Annotated in this window: 15 protein-coding genes; 9 read left to right on the top strand and 6 right to left on the bottom strand. The window is 62.5% G+C overall.

Annotated elements, in window-relative coordinates; all coding sequences use genetic code 11:
* Positions 1-184, top strand: a 184-nt coding sequence (locus tag V3572_RS14660; protein WP_332111763.1) for a hypothetical protein, incomplete at its 5' end; no start/stop codon positions are given.
* 103 nt (positions 185-287) lie between these two features.
* On the opposite strand, the gene V3572_RS14655 is transcribed toward V3572_RS14660, so the two are convergent.
* The 5 genes from V3572_RS14655 to V3572_RS14635 form a co-directional block, all read right to left on the bottom strand.
* Positions 288-2150: an ATP-binding protein gene (locus V3572_RS14655; RefSeq protein WP_332111762.1), complete on the bottom strand. Its 1863-nt coding sequence runs from the start codon at positions 2148-2150 to the stop codon at positions 288-290.
* Positions 2151-2169: 19 nt separating this feature from the next.
* Positions 2170-3597 carry an RtcB family protein gene (locus V3572_RS14650; protein ID WP_332111761.1) on the bottom strand — a complete coding sequence of 476 codons (1428 nt, stop codon included), beginning with the start codon at positions 3595-3597 and terminating at the stop codon, positions 2170-2172.
* 130 nt (positions 3598-3727) lie between these two features.
* Positions 3728-4987 carry an alginate O-acetyltransferase AlgX-related protein gene (locus tag V3572_RS14645; RefSeq protein ID WP_332111760.1) on the bottom strand — a complete coding sequence of 420 codons (1260 nt, stop codon included), beginning with the start codon at positions 4985-4987 and terminating at the stop codon, positions 3728-3730.
* Between the two features lie 66 nt (positions 4988-5053).
* The gene (locus V3572_RS14640; protein WP_332111759.1) at positions 5054-5485 is read right to left on the bottom strand and encodes an ACT domain-containing protein; all 432 of its coding nucleotides are present in this window, start codon (positions 5483-5485) and stop codon (positions 5054-5056) included.
* A 52-nt stretch (positions 5486-5537) separates the two neighbouring features.
* A complete protein-coding gene (locus tag V3572_RS14635) occupies positions 5538-6842 on the bottom strand; it encodes a phenylacetate--CoA ligase family protein (RefSeq protein WP_332111758.1) in 1305 nt (434 codons plus the stop codon).
* Between the two features lie 232 nt (positions 6843-7074).
* Between V3572_RS14635 and rsfS the strand changes: the two genes are divergently transcribed.
* From rsfS to pgm, 4 genes are all read left to right on the top strand, one after another.
* Positions 7075-7506, top strand: coding sequence for a ribosome silencing factor (rsfS, locus tag V3572_RS14630; RefSeq protein WP_332111757.1), 432 nt, complete (start codon positions 7075-7077; stop codon positions 7504-7506).
* Positions 7503-9062 carry a 2,3-bisphosphoglycerate-independent phosphoglycerate mutase gene (gene gpmI / locus V3572_RS14625; RefSeq protein ID WP_332111756.1) on the top strand — a complete coding sequence of 520 codons (1560 nt, stop codon included), beginning with the start codon at positions 7503-7505 and terminating at the stop codon, positions 9060-9062. The genes rsfS and gpmI overlap by 4 nt, the downstream gene beginning before the upstream one ends.
* A 10-nt stretch (positions 9063-9072) precedes the next feature.
* Positions 9073-9312, top strand: coding sequence for a hypothetical protein (locus V3572_RS14620; RefSeq protein ID WP_332111755.1), 240 nt, complete (start codon positions 9073-9075; stop codon positions 9310-9312).
* Positions 9313-9462: 150 nt separating this feature from the next.
* Positions 9463-11115, top strand: a complete 1653-nt coding sequence (pgm, locus tag V3572_RS14615; RefSeq protein WP_332111754.1) for a phosphoglucomutase (alpha-D-glucose-1,6-bisphosphate-dependent) — start codon at positions 9463-9465, stop codon at positions 11113-11115.
* A 64-nt stretch (positions 11116-11179) separates the two neighbouring features.
* On the opposite strand, the gene V3572_RS14610 is transcribed toward pgm, so the two are convergent.
* The gene (locus tag V3572_RS14610) at positions 11180-12133 is read right to left on the bottom strand and encodes a nucleotide-binding protein (protein WP_332111753.1); all 954 of its coding nucleotides are present in this window, start codon (positions 12131-12133) and stop codon (positions 11180-11182) included.
* A gap of 338 nt (positions 12134-12471) precedes the next feature.
* On the opposite strand from V3572_RS14610, the gene V3572_RS14605 reads away from it, so the two are divergent.
* The 4 genes from V3572_RS14605 to V3572_RS14590 all read left to right on the top strand — a co-directional run bounded on the left by V3572_RS14605 (position 12472) and on the right by V3572_RS14590 (position 17518).
* Positions 12472-13386: an IS1595 family transposase gene (locus V3572_RS14605; RefSeq protein WP_332111752.1), complete on the top strand. Its 915-nt coding sequence runs from the start codon at positions 12472-12474 to the stop codon at positions 13384-13386.
* 106 nt (positions 13387-13492) lie between these two features.
* Positions 13493-13714 (top strand): hypothetical protein, encoded by a 222-nt coding sequence (locus V3572_RS14600; protein ID WP_332111751.1) that lies wholly within the window; start codon positions 13493-13495, stop codon positions 13712-13714.
* A gap of 24 nt (positions 13715-13738) precedes the next feature.
* Positions 13739-16777: a formate dehydrogenase-N subunit alpha gene (fdnG, locus tag V3572_RS14595; protein WP_332111750.1), complete on the top strand. Its 3039-nt coding sequence runs from the start codon at positions 13739-13741 to the stop codon at positions 16775-16777.
* Positions 16778-16792: 15 nt separating this feature from the next.
* Positions 16793-17518 carry a 4Fe-4S dicluster domain-containing protein gene (locus V3572_RS14590; RefSeq protein WP_332111749.1) on the top strand — a complete coding sequence of 242 codons (726 nt, stop codon included), beginning with the start codon at positions 16793-16795 and terminating at the stop codon, positions 17516-17518.
* Positions 17519-17627: the final 109 nt, after the last annotated feature.

Raw genomic sequence — 17627 nt, 5'->3', positions numbered from 1 at the left:
GATTTTATTCATAAAAATACTGTCGTATTGTTTATGGGGCGGATTTTGGAATGCCGGACATGTTGGGCTGAGGCAAGAGCGAGAGGATTTTATTCATAAAAATACTGTCGTATTGTTTATGGGGCGGATTTTGGAATGCCCGATATGTTGGGCTGAAGGCAGAGCAAGAGGATTTTATCCATAAAAATACTGTCGTATTTTTTATGGGACGGATGGCGGCATGCCGGACATGCCGGGATGCGCCCTGCGGGCATGATGGATGACCGGCCGTTTGGCCCCACGGGGGGTCAGGCGGCCGGAGTCGGTTCGGCGTGCTGGGCCATTTTGGCCTTCATGTGCTCCAACACCTGCTCCAGGGCCGTCTCCACACCCTCCAGGGCGGCGGCGGAAAGTTCGCTATTCCCCTCCCGGGCCGCCGTGTCCAGGGCCTTGGCCATGGCGCTTAGGTGCTTGGCCCCCATGGTGGCGGAGGCCCCCTTGAGGGAATGGGCCAAAAAGGCCAGCTTTTCCAGGTCCGAAGCCGTGACGGCCTGGCGCATGGCCTCGATCATGCCCGGTTTCTCCTCCACGAAGGCCGTAAACAGCTTCAGCACGAAGGCGGCGTTGCCCCGGGCTTTCTCCAAGAGCCAGCCGAAATCCAGAATCTCCGGATCGTCGCAGGGCGGCGCGACGGGCAGGCGTCCCTTGCGGGCCAACACCCGCATGATGGAGGCCGAGATTTCCGGCAGCCCCACGGGCTTGGGAAGATAGTCATCCATCCCGGCCCGAAGGAAGGTCTCCCGATCCCCCTTGTGGGCGTGGGCCGTGAGCGCAATGATGGGCACCTCGGGGTCGATCCGGCCATCCGTGGCGCTGCGGATGATTCGGGTGGCCTCCATGCCGTCCATCTCCGGCATCTGGATGTCCATGAGCACGGCGTCCACCCGGCTTTTCTCCAGCACCTTGACCGCCCGCAGGCCGGTATGGGCGGCGATCACCGTGTGGCCGCTTTGCTCCAAAAGCTCCCGGATAAACATCTGGTTCACCGGGTTGTCCTCGGCCAGAAGGATGGTCAGGGGGGGCAGGGCGTTTTCCCAGGCCGCGCCGTGATCCCCGCCTGCGGCCTCGGCCGGAGTCCGCTCCCCGGCTGGGCGCAGGTTCACCCGGAAGGAAAAGACGCTGCCTTTGCCTTCCTCGCTGGTGACGTCGATCTCCCCGCCCATCATGGTCACGAGTTCCTTGAAGATGGACAGCCCAAGCCCCGCCCCCCGGTATTTTCGGGTGGGGGAAGGATCGGCCTGGGTGAAGCTCTCGAAGATGGCGTCGAGTTTTCCCGCCGGGATGCCGATGCCGGTGTCGCGCACGGTGAACGCCAGACGTGGCGCGTCCGGGTGCGAAGGTAGGCCGGAATCCAGGGATACGTCCACCTCGACGTGCCCTTTGTCCGTGAATTTGACGGCGTTTCCCACCAGGTTGATGAGTACCTGGCGCAGGCGGATAGGATCTCCCATAACAATCTTTGGAACCCCGTCCGCGATATGGGCCGTGAGGGTCAGTCCTTTTTGTTCGGCCAGGGGGGCGAAGACCGTGACGGCGCTTTCCACGGTCTCTCGCAGGGCGAAGGCCGTGGCGGCCAGTTCCAGTTTCCCGGCCGTGATCCGGGCGCTGTCCAAAATGTCGTTGATGATCTCCAGAAGCGACGCCGCCGAGTGGCGGACCATCTCCAGGTATTCCCGCTGCTTGCGGCTAAGCGATGTGGCCAGGGTGAGCTCGGTCATGCCCAGGATGCCGATCATGGGCGTGCGCAGTTCGTGGCTCATGTTGGTCAAAAAGACGCTCTTGGCCGCCTCGGCGGCCGTGGTGGCCGCCCGGGCCCGCCCCATCTCGGCCTCGGCCGCCTCCGTCTGGGACGGGGGAATCATGGCCAGAAACACGTCGCGCCCTTTGGCCTGCAAGGGGAAAACCCGCAGGGGGGCGGTCCCGGGCAGGTCGAGGATGCTGCCGTCGCGCAAGGGGCCGGGGAAGGGCCGACCGGCCCCGCCCCCCAGCAGGGTCCGGGCCCGGGGACCGGCCTCGAGGATGGTCCCGTCCGGGGCCACGGCGCACAGGGCCGATCCGCACAGGCGTTCCAGTTCGGGGAGACTGAAGGGAAATCGTGAATCGCGGGCCATGGATTCCTCGCTGGCGTCGTCAGCCTTTGATGCAGGCCAGGGGGCGCACCCGGGCGGTCTTGGTGGCCAGTTCCGCCCGGCATGCCGCGTCCGCCACGGCCTCAATGTTTTTGTAGGCCCCGGGGGCCTCTTCGGACAGCCCCCGGAAGTCGTGGGCCCGAACGGCGACACCCATGCCGTCGAGATCTTCCAGAACTGTGCGGGACTTGAAATGTTTGGCGGCCTGTTTCCGGCTCATGGCCCGTCCCGCGCCGTGGCAGGCCGAGGCGAAGGCGCGCGTCTCCGCTGCGGCGGTCCCGGAGAGGATAAACGAGGCCGTGCCCATGCTGCCGCCCACCAGCACGGGCTGCCCGGCGGCGGCCAGGGCGGGCGGCAGGTCCGGATGGCCCGGGCCCAGGGACCGGGTGGCCCCCTTGCGATGCACGAAGAGGCGGCGCAAGGCGCCGTCCACATGATGGGTCTCGGCCTTGCAGGTGTTGTGGGACACGTCATAGAGCAGCGCCAACCTGGAGCCGGGAAACATCTCCGCAAACACCTCGCGCACCATATGGGTGAGGATCTGGCGGTTGGCCAGGGCGGCGTTGATGCCCGAGCGCATGGCTCCCAGATAGCTTTGCCCCAGGTCCGAGGCGATGGGCGCATACGCCAGTTCCCGATCCGGGAAGGACACCCCGGTTTTGGCGGCGTGGTCGTGCATGCGTTTCAGATAGTCCGTGCCGATCTGGTGTCCCAGCCCCCGGGAGCCGCAGTGGATGGCGACCGTCACCTGTTCCGGGCCCAGGCCGTACAGGCGTGCCGCCGTGTCGTTGAAAATGGCGTCCACCGCCTGCACCTCCAGATAGTGGTTCCCGGCCCCCAGGGTGCCCATCTGGTCTTTCTGGCGGGCCTTGGCGGCCTCGGAGACCATCTCCGGCCTGGCCCCGTCCATGCGGCCCCGCTCCTCGATGCGCTCCAGATCAGCCTTTTCGCCAAATCCCCGGGACACCGCCCAGACGGCGCCTCCGGCCAGCATGGCGTCCAGTTCCCGGGCCGTCAGGCGCACGGCCCCGGTGCTGCCCACCCCGGCCGGGATGCGGGAGAAAAGCGCGTCGGCCAGGGCCGGAAGACGACCGGCCAGGTCGTCGGCAGAAAGGTTGGTCACCAGGGTGCGCACCCCGCAGGCGATGTCGAAGCCCACCCCGCCTGCCGACACCACGCCCGTATCGGGATCGAAGGCGGCCACGCCGCCGATGGGGAAGCCGTAGCCGGAGTGGGCGTCGGGCATGGCGAAGCTGGCCGTGACGATGCCCGGAAGACTTGCCACGTTTTTGACCTGGGTCAAAACCGTGTCTTCCATGTCCTCGATCAGGCGCTTGTCCGCGTAAATGCGCCCCGGGACACGCATGGCTCCCGTACGGGGAACCTCCCAGGCCCATTCGTTAGTGCGTCGAAGTTCGGAAATCCGCATACGAAACCACCTCATGGGCACGCTGACCATGCATGAATTCGCACATCGCCAGCATAGACAAGCATAGTCCATGGGGAAGGAATTTTGTCAAGACAATCCTGCGACGGCGGAAAGGTGGGCGCAATCCGGGTCAGTTGGCGGGGAAGGCCTTGAGAATGGCGTCCACGGCGACGGCGTTGCCGTGGGGGGTGAAGTGGGTGTCCGTGGGCCAATACAGGTCGGCGACGTCGTCGCGGCCAACCAACAGCGGCTCCAGATCCAGGACCGGAAATCCGGCCTCTTCGGCCGCAGACACGGCAAAGGCCGTAAGCTGGTTGAAATTTTTCACCACCACCGGGGCCTCTTTGGCGAAGGGGGCGTTTTTGTCCAGACGGCTGACGTCGATGCGCGGATAGAGCACCTGCAAGGCGGTGGGGATGACCACAAAGCGCACGTCGAGCCCGCGTTCCCGGGCGATGCGGGCCATCTCCGTAAAGACCGCCTTCAACTCCGCCTCTTCCTTGGGGCCAAACCAGGCCATGTTCAGTAGGGTGCGGTAGAAGGGGTGAAAGGCATAGGCGGTGTCCGGCGCGGGGGCCTTGAGATGGACCGGATAATATCCCAGGGTCGGATTCCGGGGCTGGCCCGGGGTCTGCGAACCGCCCTCCTGGGGCGCCAGGGCGTTGGATTCTCGGAGATACGTGAGGAGGTTGCGGATGGATGCCAGCCACAGGTGCCGGGCCGGTCCCACCATCTCATCCTGCTGCCGCTGCCGGTAGACGAGGATGTCCGCCGAGAGATCGTTGCCCATATACAAGAGGACATAGACGGTCTTGCCGGAGAACCGGTTCTCCGGTCCCAGGCTGTCGCCGGTCAGGGTGTCCAGGAGCCGGGCATAGTGGGGCAGGCCGTAACCGCCCTTGCAGGCGGCATAGTCGGGAATCCCGGTCTTGTTTTCGTAGAGGCGGTAGATGGTGTTGTCCGTGCCGGAGCCCGCCCCGTAGCAGAAGGAGTCGCCCAGAAAAAGCGCCTGGGCCTGGGACGGGGATTTGTCGTTCCACCATCCCAGGGAGTCCACGGCGGAGAGCTGCGCCATGGGGGGGCTCTCCATGGGGACGCCGTAGGCCCGGTAGGTGTCGTCCACGCTGACCGTGGCCTCCGTCCGCCCGGGTTCATTGACGAAGCCCTTGAGCCAGGGCCGGTAGTCGGGATGTCGGAAGGCGGCGAAAACCCCGTGGGAGTACAGGAGCTCCTTCTGGGTGGGGGAGAAAAAGGACAGCTTGGCCCCGAGATGGTACAAAAGGACGTCCGTGGTCATCAGGACGGCGTAGCCGAGCAGGCAGACCACGGCCAGGGTACGGATGATGGAGCGAATCAGGTCAATGGGACGTCGAGGCGTGGGGGTGGTCATGAAGGATGCCGTGTGGGGCGCGCGGCGCGTCCCGAAAAGGGAAGCGCGCCGCGCGGCGGACCCGTGTTACATGCTGTAGAGCGTTTCGCCGGGGATGATGGTGATGCCGTTTTTCGTGAGCACCTCAATGGCCTGGTCGGTGCGGTCGAAGCGGAAGATGATGGTGGCGGCCTTGGAGCTTTGCTGCACGAAGGCGTACATGTATTCCACGTTGATGCCCTGGCTGCTCAGCATGTTCAGGATGGAGTGCAGGCCGCCGGGTTTGTCCGGCACTTCCACGGCCACCACGGCGTTGCGGCCCACGGTGAAGCCGCCGTCCTTCAAGGTCTTTTTGGCCTTTTCGTGGTCGCTGACGATCAGGCGCAGGATGCCGAAATCCGAGGTGTCGGCCAAAGACAGGGCCCGGATGTTGATGTTCGCCTCGGCCAGGAGCCTGGCGACTTCCTCCAGACGGCCGGCGCGGTTTTCCAGAAAAATGGAAATCTGTTCGGCTTTCATGTGTTACCCCTTTGGTCGCATCGGGTGAACGGACCCGGTTTGCTGCCGTGCCTTACGATAAGTTGCGCATGTCCACGATGCGCTTGGCCTTGCCCTCGGAGCGTTGGATGGAACGCGGCTCGACCAGCTTCACCGTGGCCGTGACCCCCAGAAACTCCTTGATATGTTTTTGTATCTTGCCGCCCAGGCGTTGTAAATTCTTGATTTCGTCCGAGAAGATTTTTTCGTCCACCTCCACCTGCACCTCCAGGGTGTCCAGGTTGCCCTCGCGCTTGACCAGAAGCTGGTAGTGCGGGGTGAGTCCCTGGGTCTCCAGGAGAATGCTCTCGATCTGGGAGGGGAAGACGTTGACCCCCCGGATGATCAGCATGTCGTCGCTTCGGCCCATGACCCGGTGCATGCGGGCGAACGTCCGGCCGCAGCGGCAGGGGGTGAGGTTTAAGCTGGTGATGTCCCGGGTGCGGTAGCGGATCAGCGGCTGGGCTTCCTTGCACAGGGTGGTGATGACCAGTTCGCCCGTCTCGCCCGGGGGCAGGGGCTCCTTGGTCACCGGGTCGATGACCTCCAGGAGAAAATGGTCTTCCTGAAGGTGCGCCCCGGCCTGGGCCTCGATGCATTCGATGCCCACGCCCGGCCCCATGATCTCGGACAGGCCGTAGATGTCGATGGCCTTGATGCCGAGCTTGGTCTCGATGTCCCGGCGCATCTCCTCGGTCCAGGGCTCGGCCCCGAATACCCCGATGCGAAGCGGCAGTTCCTTGATGTCGATGCCCGATTCCAGGGCCGTCTCGTACAAAAAGAGGCTGTAGGACGGGGTACAGCAGATCACCGTGGCCCCGAAGTCGCGCAGAAGGATCACCTGGCGCTTGGTGCTGCCCCCGGACATCGGGATGGTGGTGGCCCCCAGGCGTTCCGCGCCGTAGTGAGCCCCGAGTCCGCCGGTAAAAAGCCCGTAGCCGTAAGCCACGTGGATGATGTCCCGCTTCGTGGCCCCGGCCGCTACCAGGGAGCGGGCCATGAGCGTGGCCCAGTTCTCCACGTCGCGCTTGGTGTAGCCCACCACCGTGGCCTTGCCCGTGGTGCCCGAGGAGGCGTGGATGCGCACCACGTTGTCCTTGGGCACGGCGAAGAGGCCGTAGGGATAGTGGTTGCGCAGATCCTGCTTCTCGGTGAAGGGCAGGTATCTGACGTCCGCCAGGCTTTGGATGTCCGAGGGCCGTACCCCGGCGTCGTCGAAGGATTTCCGGTAGAAGGGGACGTTGGCGTACACCCGGTCCACCAGGCCTTTCAGGCGCCGGAGCTGGAGGACTTCAAGCTCTTCCCTGGGCAGCGTTTCCATATCGTCGTCGAAAATCATGGGATTCTCCTTGCGAAAAGACCATGGCTGTAACCAGCCATTCCTGCCCGAATTTGCGCGGCCGCGTCAAGAAGTGGAAGGGAAAAAAAGGGCTTGTCCGCAATTTCGCAAGGAAGGGGCCGTCCGGCGGGGTTTGCGGGAACGTTCCGAATCCGGTAGAACGCATCAGAACACATCCTGTTGTGGTTGCCTGCACACGCAAAACCTTCGCGGCCTCGGGGTGCCGCCACTCATGCCTACGGATACGAACGACGCCAAGCCCGCGCGCGGGAAAAAGAAAAAAAAGATCGATCTGGACACCATCCGCAAGGCCGTGCTCGTGGCCTCCTGGCTGCACGAGAAAAAGGGCCGGGACATCGTGGCCCTGGACGTCACGGGTTTAAGCCCCATCTGCGAGGCCATGGTGGCCGTGTCCGCCACGAGCGCCCGCCAGGCCAAGGCCCTGGCCGACCATACGCTGGCCATGTGCGCCGAACGGGGCATCGCCTACCTGGGCATGGAGGGCTACCGCACCGGACAGTGGGTCTTGGTCGATATGAACGACGTCTTGGTGCATATCTTTCTGGAAGAGACCAGGGAGTTTTATAATATCGAAGGGTTGTGGTCCGAGGCCAAGCCCATTCCCCTGTCTTTTCCCGACGAGTCGGGCAAGGGGCCGCAGTGAACCGCGCCGCGCCGCTTCTTTTGCTCATCCTCGACGGCTGGGGCCTGGCCCCGGCCGGTCCCGGCAACGCCGTTTCCCTGGCCCGCACCCCGAACGTGGACCGGCTGAGGCGCGAATTTCCCCATACCCGGCTGCGCTGCTCGGGTCGGGCCGTGGGCCTGCCGGACGGGTTCATGGGCAATTCCGAGGTGGGGCACATGAATATCGGCGCGGGGCGCGTGATCTATCAGGACATGACCCGCATCGACATGGCCGTGGAGGACGGGTCGTTGGCCCGCAATCCGGCCCTGGCGGATCTGGCGGCCAAGGTCAAGGCGAGGGGCGGGCGGCTGCATTTCATGGGCCTTGTGTCCGACGGCGGGGTGCACAGCCATATCCGACACGTAAAGGCCCTGGCCCTGGCGGCCAAGGCCCTGGGCGTTCCGGTCCTGGTGCATGCCTTTCTCGACGGCCGGGACACGCCGCCCCAAAGCGGCCGGGAATTTGTCGCCGATCTCGACGCCTTTTTGCGCGACAACGACTGCGGGACCATCGCCTCCCTCACCGGCCGGTTCTACGCCATGGACCGGGACAAGCGGTGGGACCGGGTGAGCCGGGCCTATGCCGCCCTGACCTCGGGCACGGGCGCGCCGCTTCTTTCCGCCTCCGCCGCCGACACGGTGGATGCGGCCTACGCCGCCGGGGAGACGGACGAGTTCGTGACCCCGCGCCTTCTGGCCGCGCCGGGCGGGGAGGGCGGCCCGATCCCGGACGGTTGCATCCGGGACGGGGACGGGGTGTTTTTCTTCAATTTCCGGGCCGACCGGGCCCGGGAGATCACCCAGGCCTTCATCCGGCCGGATTTCGACGGCTTTCCCCGGGAGGCGACCCCGGATCTGGCCGGGTTCGCCTCCATGACCGAATACGAGTCCACCTTCGGCGTCCCCGTGGCCTTTGCCTCGGAATGCTACACGGGCGTCCTGGGGCAGGCCGTGTCCGAGGCGGGACTTGTGCAGCTGCGGCTGGCCGAGACGGAAAAATACGCCCACGTGACCTATTTTTTCAATTGCGGCCGGGAGGCGCCCTTCCCCGGCGAGAACCGTCTCCTCGTGCCGTCCCCGCGCGAGGTGGCGACCTACGACCAAAAGCCCCAGATGAGCGCCCGGGAGGTCACCGAGATCTTCCTGCGGGAGTGGGAGAAGGGCTACGGCCTGTACGTGGTCAATCTGGCCAACCCGGACATGGTGGGCCACACCGGGGATCTGGCCGCCGCGATCATGGCCTGCGAGGTGGTGGACGAATGCGTGGGGCGCATGTCCCAGGCGGTCCTGGCCTCGGGCGGACGCCTGTGCCTGACCGCAGACCACGGCAACGCCGAGGAGATGATCGACGCAAGTGGCGGCAAGATGACCGCGCATACGCTCAATGAAGTCCCCTTCGTGCTGGCCGACCCGGCCCACAAGGCGGCCTCGCTGTCGCCGGGCGTGCTGGGGGACATCGCGCCCACGCTTCTGGAACTGCTCGGCCTGGAAAAACCCCGGGAAATGACCGGAAAAAGCCTGCTTGGGCGCCCGTAAGGCACACTCCATGAATCCCAAAAAGCCGTTGACCCCGATCAAACCCATCGGGATGGAGCTGGTCTTCCTCTATCCCTGCCCCCAGTGTGGCCAGGCCGTGCCCGTGGCCTCCCCGGTCAAGCCGGCCCTGGCCCAATGCGCGTCCTGCCGGGCCAGGTTTCCCATCGTGCCCGTGGATGAGCGGTCGGTGAATTTCGTCAAGCTCATGACCGCAGGCGGCAAGGCCGCCATTGATCCGGATTTCGTCTAGGGCGCCAGCTTTTCCTGGCACATTTCGCCGCACCGTTTTGGCGTTCCCGTCCTGGGGATGGCGACGTCCGGCGGCGGGGCGGGCCGTGGACACCGGGGCGGGAATCGGCGATACCGGGGCGTGGCTCGACAATCCCAAGGAGGCGTCCCCATGCCCGTCAATCCCCTGGCTGGAAAACCGGCCCCCAGATCCCTTCTGGTCAACGTGCCCAGGCTCGTGGCGGCCTATTTCGCCCAGCGTCCCGATCCGGACGACCCGGCCCAGCAGGTGGCCTTCGGCACCTCCGGACACCGGGGCAGCGCCTTTGACGGCGCCTTCAACGAGGTCCATCTCCTGGCCATCGCCCAGGCCATCTGCGACTACCGCCGGGCCCAGGGCACGACCGGGCCGCTTTTTTTGGGCATGGACACCCACGCCCTGTCCGAACCGGCCTTCGTCACGGTCCTTGAGGTGCTGGCGGCGAACGGGGTGACGGCCATGATCCAGGCCGGGCGCGGCTACACCCCCACCCCGGTCATCTCCCACGCCATTTTGGGCCATAACCGGACGGCCAAGGGCGGCACGGCCGACGGCATCGTCATCACGCCCTCCCACAACCCCCCCCGGGACGGCGGCATCAAATACAATCCCCCCTCGGGCGGCCCGGCCGACACCGGCGTCACGAAAGACATCCAGGACCGGGCCAACGCCTTCATCAAGGCCGGGCTGTCCGGCGTCGCCCGCATCCCCTTCGAAAAGGCCCTGGGCGCGGACACCACCCTCGAGCACGACTACGTGGCCCCCTACGTGGACGACCTGGAAAACATCGTGAACCTGCGGGCCGTGGCCGCCGCCGGGGTGAAAATCGGCGTGGACCCCCTGGGCGGCTCGGGCATCGCCTTCTGGGAACCCATCGCGGCCCGCTACGGCCTGGACATCACGGTGGTCAATCCCGTGGTGGACCCCACGTTTTCGTTTATGACCGTGGACAAGGACGGCAAGATCCGCATGGACTGTTCGTCCCCCTATGCCATGCAGGGCCTGATCGGCCTGAAGGACCGCTTCGACGTGGCCTTCGGCAACGATCCCGACTACGACCGCCACGGCATCGTGACCCCGGGCGGCGGGCTCATGAATCCCAACCACTACCTGTCCGTGGCCGTGGACTACCTGTTCCGCACCCGGACAGGCTGGCGCGATGACGCCGCCGTGGGCAAGACGTTGGTGTCCAGCGCCATGATCGACCGGGTGGCGGCCTCGCTCGGGAGGCGGCTGTGCGAGGTTCCGGTGGGATTTAAGTGGTTCGTGGAGGGCCTTTTGGACGGTTCCTTCGGGTTTGGCGGCGAGGAGTCGGCCGGGGCCTCGTTCCTTCGTTTCGACGGCGCGGCCTGGTCCACGGACAAGGACGGCATCCTGCTCGACCTTCTGGCCGCCGAGATCACGGCCACGACGGGGAAAGACCCGGCCGAGCATTACCGGGAGCTCACTGAGCGCTTCGGCGCGCCCATCTATGAGCGCCTGGACGCCCCGGCGTCGAAGGCCCGGAAAAAGGCCCTGGCGGGCCTGTCGCCGGAGATGGTCGCGGCGGACACCCTGGCCGGGGAGACGATCACGGCCAAGCTGACGGCCGCGCCCGGCAATGGCGCGCCCATCGGCGGCCTCAAGGTGGCCACGGAAAACGGCTGGTTCGCGGCCCGGCCCTCGGGCACCGAGGACGTCTATAAAATCTATGCCGAAAGCTTCCTTGGGGCGGACCATCTGGCGAGGCTTCAGGCCGAGGCCCGGCAGATCGTGGATGCGGCCTTCGCCGCCGCCGGGGTGTAACGGGAGGGTTTTTTCCGCTTCCGGGCAACGGAAGAAACGGCCGCCAGGTTGATGATTCTGGCGGCTATTTCTTTTTCATATTTGATTCGCGAATTTTGTTTAGGTCGATATCGAGGCCTGAGGATTGTAGTTCATGGGCGATCTTAAACTTCCATGCTCCACTGGCATCATAAGGAATGTATACTATTCCATCGACATCAGATGGTTTTTCAATGTCTCCAATTATTAAAGCTGCTACACGATTTCGACCAAGTTTTGAAAAAAAATATCCAAGTTCAAATATCACGTTTTGCCTCGCACGTAACTTGTAGTTGTCACGGTCATCTTTCTTGCATCCGCAGTCGTCAGGGGATAAAATAATGATCGCAAAAGATACATCGCTATGAGCTTCAAACTTTTCTATTATTGTTTTACCTTGATTTGGCATTTCATGTAAAATGATTGCTTCAAGATTAATTTTTTCTATAAATCTTGCAAGCTCTTCTCGGCGTGCATCGTCGTGTCCATGGGCAATGAATATTTTATTTGATTTTAATGTATGTTTATCGTGATTAACGACTCTATTGCTATTGCTATTGCTATCGCTATCGCTATTGTTTTGATTGGTGTTTCGCTTGTTGTTTTCAGAAAATAAATGTAATCTTTCAATTATGGATACAATATACGTAGTTTCAGATTCAATCATTGATACGAGCGATGTGGAGAGTATTTCAGGGATCTCATGTTTCATTGAGGAGTATATAGAAGAATATTTGTTTGAGTAGATCTGAGAAATTTCGTTGTCAGTAAAAATTTCTGCAAGGGTTTCTGTATTATATAAATTCCATCGTGCGTATCTGTCAACAAATCTTCTTGGGATTACTTTGACTGTTGATGTTGGCCTGTATTCAGAGATATCATTGATAAGTTTATTCCCGATGTCAATTAGTTCTCGTAAAAGAATCTGTGCCTTTACACGGTTAATACACAAAGTAGGTTTTTGCTTGACATTGTTTTGGCGATAGTTGGTCGTGCTCATTTAAAACTCCCAGTGATTCGATGGCTGAATATTCGTTGTGGTTCTGGAGATAACTATAGCGGTGCTCAGAGAAATTCAAAGTCCGTGCTCGGTGACCGTCGTCACCATAGTCATTGCTAGTTTGATCTCTCTTGACGCCTAATCCGTGTATGCTAACCCTATGAAAAAGGTCGCAGTCGGCGACCCTCTTGATAGTGAACCGTCAGCAAGGAGCCTCTCGTGACGTTTTCCATGATGACTGGCCGTCTATGCACGGCACATTTTAACCCAGACAATGGCCTCAAGTAAAATGGCAAGTTGTGGATTTTGGCCCTGCTTTCGTTTGGGGCGGGCACGCTATGCCGGGTTCTGATCGGCCCCGCAGAGCGGGAGAAACCGTAAAGCCAGCCGATGACGCCCGGCAGTCCCGCTCCGAGGCGGCGGCCCGGCGGCTCTTGCTGGCCCATGCCTACAAGGGGCGGAAGCGTTTTTGTCCCCGCTGCCGGGACGAAAAGGTCTACGTGCTGGCCGACGGTCGGCTGCGCTGCGCCGCGTGCCGCTACACCTTTCATGAATTGACCGGCCGGTTCGTCAATATCGGGGGCTTAAGCTGCCGCGACTGGCTGCGCCTTGCCCGGCTTTTCGCCGAGGAGGCCACCGCCAGCCACATGGCCGAGGAACTGGGGCTGGCCTACAACACCGTCTACCGGGCCGTGACGGTCCTTCGTTTCGCCATCGTGGCCGGCGCCCCGGACGCCGCCCAGATCCTTTTCGGCGAGACGGGAAGGGCCATGGGCTACGACGGCGGCCGCATCGCCATGTCCCGGGATATGGCGACGGGCGGCCCCATCCCGGTCTTCGGGATCATCGAGCGGCCGGACTGGACGTTTGTGGATTTGGTGCCGGACATGCGCGTGGAGCATGTCGTCCACTTCAACCTGAGCTTCTCCCTCAAGGTGGCCCGCCTGGGCAAGGTGGTCTACACCGACCGCTACCAGCATTACGACGCGCTCATGTTCTGCGGCGGCGACGATGTCCGGCGCTACGCCGACATCCTGGACCGCACGCCCTTTCTCGATACGCGCCAGGGCGGATTTTGGAGCTTCGCCCAAAGCCGCCTGCGCCGCTATAACGGCGTCAGCGCCCGTAGATTCCCTCTGTATCTCAAGGAACTGGAATTCCGCTACAACCATCGCAATGATGATATCCTGCCGATTCTCCTGACCTATCTGTGCAGTTTGGTGCCAAAACGCGAACAAAGCGATTTGTTTTGACCTGCCCCCGGCCCGAGTCCTACTAGAATTTAACATCTGTGATTTCAGGTACTTATGTCATTTTTGACATAACGAAGGCGCAGATGGGGCGGACAGGGGGAGACCGATGGAAGCAAAACGGATCGATGCGGCGACAGCTTGGGACATCCTGCCGTTTTCCGGACTCGGATTCGATCTGGACCTGGTTCGGGCCCGGGCCGAACGGGTGTCTTTTTCCTCCGGAGCTGCGGCGGCGTCGGAGAATCCCCGAGCGAATTTCCCCGTGACCTGGCTTGCGGCGGGCTACGAACTTCAGGTTCGCCTGGGTCGGGAGATACGCGGGTGTTGAACACGTAACCGGTTGGAGGAATCAATGAAATTGAAACGCAGGGATTTTCTCAAGCTGACCGGCGGGACCGTGGCCGTCACCGCCTTCGGCGGCCTGGGATTCGACCTCACCCCGGTTCATGCCAAGGCCGAGGCGGCGAAACTGGCCGGGACCAAGCAGACCACCTCGGTGTGCTGCTACTGTTCCGTGGGCTGCGGGCTCATCGTCAGCACCGCTGATGGCGGCAAGGGCCGCGCGGTCAACGTCGAGGGCGACCCGGACCATCCCATCAACGAAGGCGCCCTGTGTCCCAAAGGCGCGTCCATCTCCCAACTCGGCGAAAACGACCGGCGCTTGCAAAAGGTGCTGTACCGCGCCCCGTATTCCGACAAGTGGGAGGAAAAAAGCTGGGATTTCGCCCTGGAGCGCATCGCCAAGCTGACCAAGGAAGCCCGCGACGCCACCTTTGAGGCCAAAGACGCCAAGGGCCAGGTGGTCAACCGGGTAAACGGCATCGCCTCCGTGGGCTCGGCGGCCATGGACAACGAGGAGTGTTGGATCTACCAGGCCATGCTCCGGGCCATGGGCCTTACGTATATCGAGCATCAGGCCCGTATCTGACACAGCGCTACTGTGGCGGCTCTGGCAGAGTCGTTCGGACGCGGCGCGATGACCAATCACTGGATCGATCTGGTCAACAGTGATTGCATTTTCATCATCGGCAGCAACCCTGCCGAAAACCATCCCATCTCGTTTAAGTGGGTCATGCGGGCCAAGGAAAAGGGCGGCAAGGTCATCCACGTCGACCCGCGCTTCACCCGCACCTCCCAGCACGCCGACGTCTTCGCCCGGCTGCGCTCGGGTTCGGACATCGCCTTTTTCGGCGGCATGATCAACTACATCCTGAAGAACAACCTGATCTTCAAGGATTACGTGGTCAACTACACCAACGCAGCCTTCATCCTCAATGACAAGTACGAGTTCAAGGACGGGCTTTTCTCCGGATTCAACGCGGAAAAGCGCAGCTACGACAAGTCCTCCTGGTCCTTTGTGAAGGACGACAAGGGCGTTCCCAAAAAGGATCCGACCCTGACCGATCCCCGCTGCGTCTATCAGATCATGAAGAAGCATTACGAGCGCTATGACCTGAAGACCGTGTCCAAGATCTCCGGAACCCCGGAAAAGGATCTGGTGGAGGTTTACAAGACCTACTCCGAGACCGGCAAGCCCGAGAAGTCCGGCACCATGCTCTACGCCATGGGCCAGACCCAGCATACCGTGGGCGTGCAGAACATCCGGGCCATGACCATCATCCAGTTCCTTTTGGGCAACATCGGCGTGGCCGGCGGCGGCATCAACGCCCTGCGCGGCGAGGCCAACGTCCAGGGCTCCACGGACCAGGCCCTTTTGTTCCACATCCTGCCGGGCTACCTGCCGACCCCCAACGCGGCCTTGCCCACGCTCAAGGATTACAACGAGAAAAACACCCCCAAGTCCGCTGATCCCAGAAGCGCCAACTGGTGGGGCAATCGGCCCAAGTACGTGGCCAGCCTGCTCAAGGCCCTGTATCCCAAGCAGGAGTTGGAAACGGCCTATTCCTGGCTGCCCAAGCTCGAACCCGGCAAGGACTATTCCTGGCTGTCGCTGTTCGACGCCATGCTGGGGGGCGCCTTCAAGGGATTCTTCGCCTGGGGCCAGAACCCGGCCGCCAGCACCGCCAACGCCAACAAGACCCGCGAGGCCATGTCGAAGCTTGACTGGATGGTCACGGTGAACCTGTTCGACACCGAGACCGGCTCGTTTTGGCGCGGCCCGGGCATGGACCCCAAAAAGATCAAGACCGAGGTCTTTTTCCTGCCCTGCTGCGTGTCCATCGAGAAGGAAGGCTCCATCTCCAACTCCGGCCGCTGGATGCAGTGGCGCTACGGCGGACCCAAGCCCCTGGGCGAGTCCAAGCCCGACGGCGACATCATCTACGAGCTGTTCGAGAAGATTCGCGAACTGTACCAGAAAGAGGGCGGGGCCTTCCCCGATCCCATCCTGAACCTCAACTGGGACGTGGCCACCAACCACGCCTTCGATCCGCACAAGGTGGCCAAGCTCATCAACGGGTATTTCCTCAAGGAAAAGACCCTGAAGGTGGGCGACGCGGACAAGACCTTCAAGCCCGGCGATCCGGTGCCGACCTTCGGCCTGCTCCAGGCCGACGGCTCCACCTGTTCCGGAAACTGGATCTACTGCGCCTCCTATACCGACAAAAACATGGCCGCCCGCCGCGACAAGACCCAGACCGAGATGCAGGCCAAGATAGGCCTGTTCCCGGGATGGACCTGGGCCTGGCCGGTCAACCGCCGCATCCTCTACAACCGCGCCTCCGTGGATTTAAACGGCAAGCCGTATCAGCCCCAGAAGGCGGTCATCGCCTGGGTGGACGGCAAGTGGGCGGGCGATGTGCCCGACGGTCCCTGGCCGCCCATGGCCGACGTGGAAAAGGGCCGGTATCCGTTCATCATGACCACCGAGGGGTTTGGCCAGATCTTCGGCCCGGGCCGCAACGACGGTCCTTTGCCGGAATTCTACGAGCCCCTGGAATGCCCGGTCAACGAGCATCCCTTCTCCAAGCAACTGCACAACCCCACCGCCCTGGTTTTCAAGGGCGAGGCCGAGAAACGGGCCGTGTGCGACCCGCGCTATCCGTTCATCTGCTCCACCTACCGGGTCACGGAGCACTGGCAGACGGGCGTCATGACCCGCTGGACGCCGTGGCTGCTTGAGGCCGAACCGCAGATGTTCGTGGAGATGAGCCCCGAGCTGGCCGAGATGCGCGGCATCAAGGGCGGCGAGAAGGTCATCGTGGAGAACATGCGCGGACAGTTGTGGGCCAAGGCCATCATCTCCGAGCGCATCAAGCCCTTTACGGTGATGGGGGAGACCATCCATCAGGTGGGCATTCCCTGGCACTACGGCTGGGTGTACCCCAAGGATGGCGGCGAATCGGCCAACCTGCTCACCCCCTCCGTGGGCGATCCCAATACCGGCATCCCGGAAACCAAGGCCTTCATGGTCAACGTGCGCAAGGCCTAAGGAGGGCCGGAAGCCATGAACGGAAAAAGCTTCTTCGTCGATCTGTCCAAGTGCACGGCCTGCCGGGGCTGCCAGGTGGCCTGCAAACAGTGGAAAAACAAACCCGCCGAAAAGACGGAAAACACCGGCTCGCACCAGAACCCGCCGGATCTGTCCTGGATGACGCTGAAACTGGTGCGGTTCACGGAAAAGACCATCGACGGCAAGTTCAACTGGCTGTTTTTTCCGGACCAGTGCCGTCACTGTGTGGATGCGCCGTGCAAGATGGTGGCCGACTCCGAAGTGGAAGGGGCCATCCTGCAGGACGAGGCCACGGGCGCGGTGATCTTTACGGACAAGACCAAGGACATCAGCATCGACAACGTGCGTCCGGCCTGTCCCTACGACATCCCCCGGGTCAATCCCGAAACCAAGGTCATGTTCAAGTGCGACATGTGCATCGACCGGGTGCAGGCGGGGCTTCTGCCGGCCTGCGTGCAGACCTGTCCCACGGGGACCATGAACTTCGGGGATAGGGACGAGATGCTGGCTTTGGCGGAAAAGCGGCTGGCCGAGGTGAAAAAGAGGTATCCCCAGGCCATTTTGGCCGATCCCAAGGACGTGCGGGTGATCTTTTTGTGCCTGTTCCCCGGGGACAACTACTATAAACACGTCACGGCCGATGCGGGCGCCCCCCGGACCATGACCCGTCAGGCGATGCTGGCCAAGCTGGCCAAGCCCTTCGCGCGCATCCTGTCGTAATCTGGCTCGCCACCCTCGGGCCTGTTACCTGCGGCCGCCGGGAGATGCTCCCGGCGGCCGTTTTTATTGGAGACTGCATCTGCTTATGTCAAACAAAGCTGGATGCGTT

Origin of the sequence: Desulfolutivibrio sp. (assembly GCF_036584575.1) — a bacterium.
Taxonomy (GTDB): Bacteria; Desulfobacterota; Desulfovibrionia; order Desulfovibrionales; family Desulfovibrionaceae; genus Desulfolutivibrio.
Note: the sequence above shows the minus strand (reverse complement) of the source record. Positions and strands in the feature narration are given on the sequence as shown.